9 protein-coding genes and 1 pseudogene are annotated in these 10,488 nt (G+C 61.0%); 8 read left to right on the top strand and 2 right to left on the bottom strand.

Going from position 1 to position 10,488, the window contains the following annotated elements:
• The 7 genes and pseudogenes from ACGVKB_RS04985 to ACGVKB_RS04955 form a co-directional block, all read left to right on the top strand.
• A pseudogene (locus ACGVKB_RS04985) lies at positions 1 to 1,579 on the top strand (calcium-binding protein); the annotation flags it as partial.
• A gap of 9 nt (positions 1,580 to 1,588) precedes the next feature.
• The gene (locus ACGVKB_RS04980) at positions 1,589 to 2,503 is read left to right on the top strand and encodes an AAA family ATPase (protein WP_392350174.1); all 915 of its coding nucleotides are present in this window, start codon (positions 1,589 to 1,591) and stop codon (positions 2,501 to 2,503) included.
• Positions 2,490 to 3,347 carry a DUF58 domain-containing protein gene (locus ACGVKB_RS04975; RefSeq protein WP_392350173.1) on the top strand — a complete coding sequence of 286 codons (858 nt, stop codon included), beginning with the start codon at positions 2,490 to 2,492 and terminating at the stop codon, positions 3,345 to 3,347. Before ACGVKB_RS04980 ends, ACGVKB_RS04975 begins: the two co-directional genes overlap by 14 nt.
• Positions 3,344 to 5,134: a transglutaminaseTgpA domain-containing protein gene (locus tag ACGVKB_RS04970; protein WP_392350172.1), complete on the top strand. Its 1,791-nt coding sequence runs from the start codon at positions 3,344 to 3,346 to the stop codon at positions 5,132 to 5,134. Before ACGVKB_RS04975 ends, ACGVKB_RS04970 begins: the two co-directional genes overlap by 4 nt.
• Before the next feature lie 89 nt (positions 5,135 to 5,223).
• Positions 5,224 to 5,496 (top strand): DUF3303 domain-containing protein, encoded by a 273-nt coding sequence (locus ACGVKB_RS04965; protein WP_392350171.1) that lies wholly within the window; start codon positions 5,224 to 5,226, stop codon positions 5,494 to 5,496.
• Between the two features lie 58 nt (positions 5,497 to 5,554).
• On the top strand, positions 5,555 to 6,715 hold the full coding sequence (mutT, locus tag ACGVKB_RS04960) for an 8-oxo-dGTP diphosphatase MutT (protein ID WP_392350175.1): 1,161 nt from the start codon (positions 5,555 to 5,557) through the stop codon (positions 6,713 to 6,715).
• Positions 6,716 to 6,746: 31 nt separating this feature from the next.
• On the top strand, positions 6,747 to 7,727 hold the full coding sequence (locus ACGVKB_RS04955) for a carbohydrate kinase (protein WP_392350170.1): 981 nt from the start codon (positions 6,747 to 6,749) through the stop codon (positions 7,725 to 7,727).
• Here ACGVKB_RS04955 and tsaE read toward each other — a convergent pair.
• Positions 7,688 to 8,194 carry a tRNA (adenosine(37)-N6)-threonylcarbamoyltransferase complex ATPase subunit type 1 TsaE gene (gene tsaE / locus ACGVKB_RS04950; RefSeq protein WP_392350169.1) on the bottom strand — a complete coding sequence of 169 codons (507 nt, stop codon included), beginning with the start codon at positions 8,192 to 8,194 and terminating at the stop codon, positions 7,688 to 7,690. The genes ACGVKB_RS04955 and tsaE overlap by 40 nt on opposite strands.
• Positions 8,195 to 8,219: 25 nt before the next feature.
• Between tsaE and ahcY the strand changes: the two genes are divergently transcribed.
• Positions 8,220 to 9,650, top strand: coding sequence for an adenosylhomocysteinase (gene ahcY / locus ACGVKB_RS04945; RefSeq protein ID WP_392350168.1), 1,431 nt, complete (start codon positions 8,220 to 8,222; stop codon positions 9,648 to 9,650).
• Between the two features lie 111 nt (positions 9,651 to 9,761).
• On the opposite strand, the gene ACGVKB_RS04940 is transcribed toward ahcY, so the two are convergent.
• On the bottom strand, positions 9,762 to 10,488 hold a 727-nt coding region (locus ACGVKB_RS04940), incomplete at its 5' end, for a lanthionine synthetase LanC family protein (RefSeq protein WP_392350167.1).

Raw genomic sequence — 10,488 nt, 5'->3', positions numbered from 1 at the left:
GTTTGAGCCTGCAGAGAAGTGGGGAGAGGGCCGAGGCTTTGTTGATGACCTCTGGTTGAACTCTGAGGAGTGGAACGTTGCCGATGCAGAGGCGTTTGGGCAGAAGCCGGAGGATGAGCCAAAGCAAAAATTCACTCAGGAAGGTGGTGGTAAAAAGAATTGGAACACCTCGGGGCGGACCATGGGGTTGGCGTCTCTGGTGACGGATGTCAACAGTGGGACGGCTTATACGGCCCCTGCGCTTGGTCAAACTGGCTATGAGAAGTTGGTGCCATTGAATCCGCAAAGTGATGACTTTGTCGTCATTGCATTGTCTGGATATAACTATTACAACCCAACGGCGCCGATTCGTTTGTACGTCGGGCGCAAAGGATATGCAGCCGATGGGCAGGTGCTTGATGCAAGTACTTCATCCGATGTGGAGCGCTTCCTCGGTCGGAATGGTCTCTTGCATGGCCAGATTTATGGTTTGTCGGTGTCCTCCAAGGTCGCCAATGGTTTGGGGCTTGATGATGAATTCTGGACATCTGAGGTGGCCTACGGCTCTGATAATGCAAACTTCAATGCCTATCAGAAATCAAGCGATAGCCCTGCGGATTTTAAAGGCCGTTTCTATCCAACGGATTTTAAATGGGGTGGTTTTGATCAGCCTGTGTCCGTGGTCGAGACGGAAATGCTGCGTTGGACGGAGCCGGAGTCGCAGCCTGCCTATGACCCTGCGACGAAGGGTTTTTCTGACGATGGTCATTTCTTCCTGAATGGCTCTTACAAAATGGAGCATTCGGCGCCCGATCCTGATGTTAATCGGACGCGGTTTGTGCAAAATATGACTGGAAATGATGCGATCCTTGGCTTCGATCTTCATAAGATTGAGCGTCAGCTTCGCAAAAATGATCTCGATGGTGATTTATTGCCTGATTTTCTCGATGTGAAAGCGAAGCGGGTTCTGTCCGGTGAAGACGGCTCCTTAACCCTCCAAACTGGAGGTCAGGGACTGGCTCATTCAGGTGAGAACAACCCTGATGGAACATTGACGGCTGCGACGCACCTGGGCGAAGACGGTGAAGCCAGGATGGAAGATCCCGATGGACTCGCTTGGATTAAGGGTTCCGATGGCGACATCCTGATTGTGGATGAGGATTCCAAAAATCCATACGGCGAACGCAAGTTTGTCTTGCCGTTGGATTCAAAGATGAACCTTCGCGATGAGGCTACTGGTTACTTTCTGGCGATGGCTGGAGGCAAAAATAGTCCTCGGATGGCGGCCGAGGCGACGGCTCTGGGTGGAACGTTCTATGAGGATTCCGATCAAGGCCACAACTATCGCGATGCTGAGTTTTCCAGTAGCTGGGATCTCACTGGTCTTCTCGCGAAAAAACCTGATGGCACGTTTTACAGCAAAAATGAGTTGGCAGGTCGGGCTCTGTTTGAGATCCAAGAAGCCCTTCCACTCAACGAGCATGCCTTGATGGGTGTGGTGCAAATGCGTGGTGAAGCCGCCGGACAAGTTGAAGCGATGCAGGCCGATGGCGGTGGTCAGTTGTTGATGTTCAACGTCGACTTTGCGGCGATGGGATAAGGACAACCGATGGCAGATTGCACCGGCTTTGATGATCTGCAGTTATTGCTGCAGTCCATCGGGTCGGTGCTGCTGGGCAAGCGTGGGCAGGTCGAGCTGGCGACCTGCTGTCTGCTGGCCAAGGGTCACCTGCTGATCGAGGACATGCCCGGTACGGGCAAGTCCACGCTGGCCGAAGCCCTCGCCCGGGGTGTCGGCCTGTCGTTCAAGCGCGTCAGCTTCACCAGTGATCTCCTGCCCGCCGATCTCACCGGACTGAATGTGTTTGATCAGCGCATGGTCGACTTTCACTTTCAGCCTGGCCCGCTGTTCACCCAGGTGCTGCTGGCCGATGAAATCAATCGCGCCAGTCCCCGCACCCAGAGTGCCCTCCTCGAGGCGATGGCTGTGGCCAGGGTCAGTGTCGACGGCACGACCCATGCGTTGCCGCAGCCGTTTTTTGTGATCGCGACCCAGAACAGCCTCGATCAGGTGGGCACCAGTCCCTTGCCGGAGGCCCAGCTCGATCGCTTTGCCATGCGACTCAGCCTCGGCTATCCCGATCGTGAGGCCGAGCGCCAGCTGCTTGTCGATGCTGCCCGGCCCCTTGATCAGGTCCAGCCCGTTGTCACGGCACAGCAGCTGCAGCAGTTGCAGGTCCAGGCCGCCGGGCTGCACTGCTCCGATGGTTTGATCGATTACGTGCTCGATCTCATTCAGGCCAGCCGGCGCTCCGGGCCTGGTTTGTCCTCCCGTGCGGCGAAGGGGCTGGTGGCAGTGGCCAAGGCCATGGCACTGCTACACGGGCGTGATTACGTCACCGTCGATGACGTCCAGACCGTGTTCCCAGCTGTGGCTGAACATCGCCTGGACGCTGGATGCCCCAGCGGGGCCGGCTGCCCCTTGAGCACAGCGCTGTTGGAGTCGGTGGATGCCCTCCGCTGATCTGATTCTCGGCCTTCGCAGTCTGTACATCATCCCGAGTCGGTTCGGAGCGCTGTGGTTGAGCGCGACGGGGCTGTTGCTGTTGGTGGCGATCCAGACCGGGAGCAACAGCAGCCTCTTGCTGGCTTTTCTGATGCTTGGGCTGATGCTGCTGGCGATGTTCCTGACCCATGAGACCCTCCATGGGCTCAGCCTCCATGGCATGGAGTCTCAGCCGGGTTTTGCCGAAGGGCCGGTGCAGTATTCCCTTCGGCTGCGCAGCCAGTCCCCACGCCAGCGGCTGCAGGTTCGGTTTCAGGGGTCAGCGCCGGTGCGGATCGATGCCCTCCCCGGTGGTGAGTCTGTGATCAGCCTGTCCTGGCAACCCTCTCAGCGCGGTTGGCAGCTGCCGCCTCGGTTGATCGTCGACACGGTGGCGCCGCTCGGTCTGTTCATCTGCTGGACGCGATGGCAGCCCATCCAGGCTCAGCTGATCTGGCCCGCGCGTCGACCGGGACCGGTTCAGGACGCTCGCCCCATCGTGCATCGCGATGGTCTCGATGAGTGGCAGGACCTGCGTCCGTATCGCGATGGTGACCGACAGTCGCTGGTGGATTGGACCAGTGCCGCCAAGGGTCGTCCTCTGCAGGTGAAGCGTTTTCGTGAGCCTGAACATCCAGAGCGCATCCTGGCGCCGGCATCCGGCATCCCCAGGGAGCATGCCTTGCAGCATCTTGCGGATCGCATCTGGCGGTTGCACCAACGCGGCGAGGCCTATGGCTTGCAGCTGCAAGGAACAACGCTGCCGGTTCAGCATGGCCGCGTGCATCGCGATGCCTGCTTAGAGCTGTTGGCCCTCGCATGACCATGCGTTCGTCTGGGTTGGCTCTCGCCTGGTGGCCGTTGCCGTTGCTGCTGCTGCAGTGTTTGGCCCTCAATCTCTCGGCAGCGTTGAGTTGGCCGACTTGGGCCCTGGTGGTGTGTGCGGGGTTGAAGCTGCGCGAGGCCAAAACCCCCTTGGATCGTCGTCTGGTGGCCTTGCTGCAGTTGCTGTCTCTGGGGTTGCTCGCGGCGCAGTTGCAGGGACTGCTGGCGTCCCTGCTGCAACTGCTGGCGTTGCTCACGGCACTTGGGGCGCTGTTGGCCCATGAATTTGGTGGCGCCTTCTCCCCGCGTCTGCTGTTGCTGCGCAGTGCGCAGCTGCTGTTGGCCGCTCTGCCGCTGGCCTTGGTGCTGTTTCTGTTCCTACCGAGGATTCCTCCGCTCTGGACCACGGATCTCGGCCCCTCGCAGGGGGCCGTGAGCGGTCTGTCCCCCGATCTGGACCCCCTCGGCCTTGCGGTTCTGGCCCGCAGTCACGCTCCGGCGGCTCGCTTGACGCTCGGCCCGGATCGCTCTCCCCCCACGGATGGCTATTGGCGTGTGCTCGTCCACGAGCAGTTCGATGGCCGGCGTTGGCGTCATCGTGATCCACCCTCCCGTTCAGGGGGCAACCTGTCCAGGCGGGTGGGGCCTGGGGGGACTCCCCAGTGGTGGAGCGTGGAACCGTCGGCGACCAGAGCTGTTCCTTGGGATGGCTCCGCGCGTCCGACCGCTGAGCGTCAGTGGATTTCACCGGAGGGGGAGTTGCTGCTTCCAGTGGCTTCGCGTCAGCGGCGCTCCTATCGCCTGATGGCAGACGCTGAACGCACGCCATCCCTCAGTTGGCAACAACGGCCGCCCCTCCCGGTCGAACGAACCGTTCCCGCACGATCCTTGCCCCGACTTCAGCGCTTGGCGGCCGCGTGGCGGGCGTTGCCGAAGGATCAGGACCGCTTGAAAGCCGCGGAGCAATGGTTCCGCTCCCAACCGTTCCAGTACAGCCTGCAGCCCGGGCCGAGCACGGATCTGGATGCGTTTCTGTTTGATCGTCAGGTGGGGTTCTGTGGTCATTACGCCGGAGCCCTGGCGGCGTTGATGCGAGCCGCGGATGTGCCGGCCCGTGTGGTCAGCGGTTATCAGGGCGGCAGGCTCGAGCAGCCGCTCAGCGGAGCCTCGTACCTCGACCTGCGTCAGAGCGACGCCCATGCCTGGACGGAGGTCTGGTTGCAAGGGCGGGGCTGGCAACGCGTGGATCCCACCACTTGGATCGGATCCGGTGGAGCCGCCCAGGTCAGTCGACGACGTGCCTGGGCGGCAGATCAGGCTCGCCTTCCCGCGCTGGTATGGCTTCAACGCGAGTGGTGGGCCCTGGATTTGGCTTGGACCCGCTGGTGGCTTGGTTTTGATCAGGCCACGCAATCGGCCTGGCTGCGGCAGGTGTTCGGTGAGCAGATCCGCTGGCTGGGCCTGGCGATCGTCGCGGCTGCGGCCTTGGCCATCGCCCTTGGCTTGGGGCTTTGGCATGCCCTGCGTCGAGACGGAGGACATGATCCACTGGCCCGCAGTTTGCTGGTCCTGCGCGGGCTTGGCATCACGGCGTTGCCTGGAGAATCCTTTCCGATGTTGTGCCGGCGGGCCGCCCGTGTTCATCCGGGCCAGGCCGCATCATTGCTGGCCATGGCCGACCTTCAGCAGCAGCTAGCCCATGCCCCGATCACCCGACCGGAGCGCCGGCGCTGTCAGCGGAGTTGGGCCAGGCTCAGGCGCCAGTTGGTACGAGCATCGCGTTGATGGGCCGCGCCGTCCGGGAGCGGAGGCGGTCTACGACACAGATGCCTTTGAAAATGTATGGGAGGGTCATCGGGCTTCGCTTCCGCCCCATGACCTTCCTGATGCACTGGTCTTTCAAGACCGGCTACCACGAAATTGCAGCCAAGAAGTTCATGGCGACGGGTGCTCCCTTCCCCGAATGCAAATCGTGGAAGCGTTTCCACGGCCCCGGTTCCGTCGAGGGCTGGATTTTGGTCGAGGCTGATTCTGCTGATGCCTGTTATGAGCACGCCGCTGAATGGGCGGAATGTCTCGATTGGGAGGTCACCCCAGTGCTGACGGACGAGCAAGCGGGCCCCTTGATTGCCAAGGCCTACAGCTGACCCCTGGACTGAGGCCCTCCCTTGGCGGGGGCCTGTTCTAGACAGCTGGTTGATGCCGATGGTTGTGCCCCAGCGTCTCGTGATGTCCCAGTTGGTTTCGGGCTCGGCACAAGCGTTGTCGCAGGCCTTGCTCGCCTGGTGGCACGACCACGGTCGGATCGATCCAGCCCTCAAGCCGTGGATGTTCACCAAGGACGGCCGCTGGCCTGCGCCCCATGAGCCTCTGTGCGTTTTCGAGTGCTGGATCGCCGAGGTGATGCTTCAGCAAACGCAGCTTCGGGTGGTGTTGCCGTATTGGCAGAACTGGATGAAGGTCTTTCCCAGTGTTGATGCTCTGGCCGCGGCATCCCTGGAGCAGGTCCGTTTGCAATGGCAGGGGCTGGGTTATTACTCCCGGGCCAGGCGTCTGCATGAGGCGGCGCAGCAGCTCGTGGGTCGTCCATGGCCGTCGGATCTCGAGGGTTGGTTGGCATTACCGGGCATCGGCCGCACCACCGCCGGGGGCATCCTCTCCAGCGCGTTCGATGCACCGGTTCCGATCCTGGATGGCAACGTCAAGCGGGTGTTGGCTCGATTGACGGCCCATCCGCGCCCCCCCGCCCGTGACGACGCCCAGTTCTGGAGTTGGAGTGAAGCGTTGTTGGATCCGGACCGTCCCCGGGATTTCAACCAGGCGTTGATGGATCTGGGGGCCACGGTCTGCACGCCGCGCGCTCCATCCTGCGAACGCTGCCCCTGGCGGTTGCACTGTGCTGCCTACGCTTCCGGCGATCCCTGCCGCTGGCCCGTGACCGACGCCCCCAAGCCCCTGCCCTTTCAGGTGATCGGTGTGGGTGTTGTCCTCAACGCGGCGGGGGAGGTGTTGATCGATCAGCGGCTGGAGGAAGGTTTGCTGGGCGGGATGTGGGAGTTCCCTGGGGGCAAGCAGGAACTGGGCGAAACGATCGAAACCTGCATCGTCCGCGAGCTGAAGGAGGAGCTCGGCATTGCCGTGACGGTCGGCGATGAACTGATCACGGTGGAACACGCCTACAGCCACAAAAAGCTGCGCTTCGTGGTGCATCTCTGCGCCTGGGAGGCGGGGGAGCCCCAGCCCCTCGCCAGTCAGCAGGTGCGCTGGGTGATGCCTGATCAGCTCCGCGACTACCCCTTCCCCGCGGCCAACGCACGAATCATTGAGGCTCTGCTTGGCAGGCTGCAGGGTCAGAGCCAGGCTTAGTTCAGACGCATCACCGCCTGCTGGCGGACTCTTGGCGGATTCTCCAGCTGTGATTTGCCTCGGTGAAGCCCTGGTGGACCGTCTGGGTCCGCCAGGGGGTGATCCAGCGGTGGACCGTCCTGTGACCGACTGTCTCGGTGGGGCGCCCGCCAACGTCGCCTGCGGTTTGGCCCGGCTTGGGACGCCCGTGGCCTTGATCGGTCGTTTGGGCGGGGATGCCATCGGAGGGGCGTTCACCCGGTTACTGGATCAGCGTGGCGTGGATCAGCGCGCCGTTCAGCACGACCCCGACCGGCCCACCCGTGTGGTGTTGGTGCGACGGTCCCAGGCCGGTGAACGCCAGTTCCAGGGATTCGCCGGTGATCGCGGGCAGGGGTTTGCCGATCAGGCTTTGGCGTTGTCCGATTTGCAGCGGGTCTGGCCCTCCTTGGTGGAACGGGCGGGTTGGCTGTTGATCGGCACGATTCCACTGGCGACCCCTGCTGCCAAGACCAGTTTGGGCTGGGTGGTCGCCGACGCCCGCCGGCGGGGGGTGGCGATTGCCTTGGACGTCAATTGGCGACCGACGTTCTGGGATGCCAGCGCTGATCCGGCGGAGGGCCCTTCACCAGCGGCTTGCACGGCCATTCGCACGCTGCTGGAGCAGGCCGCATTGATCAAATTGGCGCGGGAGGAAGCGCTGTGGCTTTTTGATGTCGATGATCCGCTGGCGATTCAGGCTGCACTGCCCCAGCGGCCCGATGTGGTGGTGACCGATGGAGCCGCTCCGCTGCGCTGGAGCATCGCGGGAGAGCAGGGAAGCTTGGCGGTCACGCCGCCGCCGCAGCTGGTTGACACCACAGGGGCGGGTGACGCGTTCACGGCTGGTTTGCTCCATGCCTGGGGGCAGCCGGTGGGTGAACGGATTCAATTTGCGGCGGCCTGTGGTGCCCTCGTGTGTGCCGGGGCCGGGGCCATCGATCCTCAGCCGACTCACAACGATGTTGCGGCGTTTTTGGGTGCGATCAGTTGAACCTCACGTCCCCCACGGTCCCGATGCGATAGATGCAGGTTCCAGGCCTCGGGGAGGGCCAGTCCGAGCCGTTCAGGCCACTCCACCGCCAGCAGCGCCCCGATCGATCGAGCGTCTTCCTCCTCTTGGAGAAAAATTTCATCGGCCGCGGCGGGTTGCTCCAGCCGGTAGAGATCCAGATGAATCAGTGGTGGCTGGCCCTGGGGGTAGTGCTGCGCCAGGGCGAAGGTCGGGCTGGTGATCGGTTCATCGATGCCGAGTGCCGCTGCGATGCCTTGAACCATGGATGTTTTGCCGGCACCCAGCGGGCCATGCAGCAGGAGAATGGCCCCCGGTGGCAGGCCTCGCGCCAGGGCGTCACCAAAGGATCGGGTGGCCTCTAGGTCCTCGAGCTCGAGGGTCCTATCGCTAAGTTGAGAACCAAGCAGGCCCGAAGCCTCGGCGTTTCTGCAGAGATTCCCGTCCACGTTCTCCCTACGGAGCTAAAAATCCATGGTGGCAGCGCCCACAACCACAGCTGAGCTGAAGCTGGACAACGACTTTGTTGTTGCCGATATCGCCCAGGCCGATTTCGGCCGCAAGGAGCTGGATATCGCCGAGACCGAAATGCCAGGTCTGATGGCACTGCGTGCCAAGCATGGCCAGGAGAAACCCCTGAAGGGTGCCCGGATTGCCGGTTCCCTGCACATGACGATTCAGACGGCTGTTCTGATCGAAACGCTGGTGGAACTCGGCGCTGAAGTGCGTTGGGCCTCCTGCAACATCTTTTCCACCCAGGATCACGCGGCGGCTGCGATGGCGGCCCGTGGTATTCCCGTCTTCGCCGTCAAGGGTGAGACCCTTGAGGAGTACTGGGACTACACCCACAGCATCCTCGAGTGGGGCGATGGTGGCTCCCCAAACATGATCCTGGATGACGGTGGCGATGCCACCGGTCTGGTGATGCTGGGCAGCAAGGCCGAGCAGGACATCACTGTCTTGGACAACCCTTCCAACGAAGAGGAAACCTTCCTGTTCGCGTCGATCAAGAAGAAGCTGGCTCAGGATCCGGGCTTCTACTCCCGCACCAAAGCCCAGATTCAGGGCGTCACTGAGGAGACCACCACGGGTGTGGCGCGTCTGTACAAGATGCAGAACAGCGGTGAGCTGCCTTTCCCGGCCATCAACGTCAACGACTCGGTCACCAAGAGCAAGTTCGACAACCTCTACGGCTGTCGCGAGTCACTGGTCGACAGCATTAAGCGTGCCACCGATGTCATGGTCGCTGGCAAGCAGGCCCTGGTGGTTGGTTATGGCGATGTGGGCAAGGGATCGGCCCAGTCCCTGCGTGGCTTGGGTGCCACCGTTTGCATCGCGGAAGTGGATCCGATCTGCGCGTTGCAGGCGGCCATGGAGGGCTACCGCGTCGTCCGTTTGGAAGACGTGGTCCAAGACATGGACATCTTCGTGACCGCGACTGGCAACTACCAGGTGATCCGCAATGAGCACCTGGTGAAGATGAAGGACGAAGCGATTGTCTGCAACATCGGCCACTTCGATAACGAGATCGATGTCGCCTCCCTCAAGGATTACGAGTGGGAGAACATCAAGCCGCAGGTTGATCACATCACCCTGCCCAACGGCAACAAAATCATCCTTCTCGCTGAGGGTCGTCTGGTGAACCTGGGTTGTGCCACCGGTCACCCCAGCTTCGTGATGAGCAATTCCTTCACCAACCAGGTGTTGGCTCAAATTGAGCTGTTCACCAAGGGCAGTGAATACGGCAAAGAGGTGTATGTGCTGCCCAAGCACCTGGATGAGATGGTGGCTCGCCTTCACCTCGATCGCATCGGTGCCAAGCTCACCGAACTGCGCAAGGATCAGGCCGACTACATCAATGTTCCTGTGGAAGGCCCTTATAAGCCCGACCACTACCGCTATTGATCCATCGATAGTTTGCCTCAAGAGCACGCTGTGAGTCGTGCTCTTGATCGTGGCCAGGTCGCTTCAGCGGCCTGGCTTTTTTGTTGGTTTCGTCTTGACGGGCGTTGATCTTCAAGGATGCGAACCCTTGTCGATGCACATGGGTGAAGTTGTCAGTAATCCGCAGGACATGATCTGATCTTTGAGTTGAGCGTGGTTTGCATCATCCAGAAGAAAGAGGCCGAGCCCTGCACGGCCTGTGAACAATCCTGGAGGGCTCATGATGGTTCCATTGCGCAAGGTGCGAGCAATGGGTTGTCGTCCGGATGAGATGGATTGGATCCACCGCATTTTTAGGTCTTGAGAGTAATTTAAGAGTCCTTCATCGTCCATGACGCGCGCTGCTGCTGCCAACGACATCGACACCCCTGGGATCCCACAACAAAGTTGATCTCGGTCAGGGAGCTGGTGAAAGAGTCTCTCTTTCACCAGCTGTGTTAATTCATTAAATCCCCGTAAGTGTTGCATCCCAGATTGCTGAACAACGGCCATGGCCAGAAGGATGCCAGCAGAGCCACGGCACCACATCCCGTCAACCATTTGAACCGTTGAATTTGATAGCAAATGGTCTCCAATCATGGGTTGATGGGCCTTGAGCTGATTCAGTTCGAATTGAATCGCCCGTTCAAGAGCGTCATCAACTTGCAGTTGCGTGTGTTTCGCAATCACTGCAAGAGCTGCCATGATTCCTGATGTTCCGTGGGCAAAGCCGGTTTGTGGCCTGCCTTCAAATGTCCAGTAGCCCTGCTCTTCTTGAGTTTTCAGGAGGCTTTCCCCGATGGCTTTAAGCAGATTGACC

Source organism: Parasynechococcus sp. (assembly GCF_042954325.1).
In the GTDB taxonomy this organism is placed as follows: Bacteria; Cyanobacteriota; Cyanobacteriia; order PCC-6307; family Cyanobiaceae; genus Parasynechococcus.
This window is presented reverse-complemented; position numbering and strand designations above follow the sequence as displayed.

What these genes read in the sequence shown, in the direction of transcription:
- ahcY (WP_392350168.1), top strand. Translation starts at nt 8,220, where the DNA reads ATGGTGGCAGCGCCCACAACCACAGCTGAGCTGAAGCTGGACAACGAC.
- ACGVKB_RS04975 (WP_392350173.1), top strand. Translation starts at nt 2,490, where the DNA reads ATGCCCTCCGCTGATCTGATTCTCGGCCTTCGCAGTCTGTACATCATC.
- ACGVKB_RS04965 (WP_392350171.1), top strand. Translation starts at nt 5,224, where the DNA reads ATGACCTTCCTGATGCACTGGTCTTTCAAGACCGGCTACCACGAAATT.
- mutT (WP_392350175.1), top strand. Translation starts at nt 5,555, where the DNA reads ATGGTTGTGCCCCAGCGTCTCGTGATGTCCCAGTTGGTTTCGGGCTCG.
- ACGVKB_RS04970 (WP_392350172.1), top strand. Translation starts at nt 3,344, where the DNA reads ATGACCATGCGTTCGTCTGGGTTGGCTCTCGCCTGGTGGCCGTTGCCG.
- ACGVKB_RS04980 (WP_392350174.1), top strand. Translation starts at nt 1,589, where the DNA reads ATGGCAGATTGCACCGGCTTTGATGATCTGCAGTTATTGCTGCAGTCC.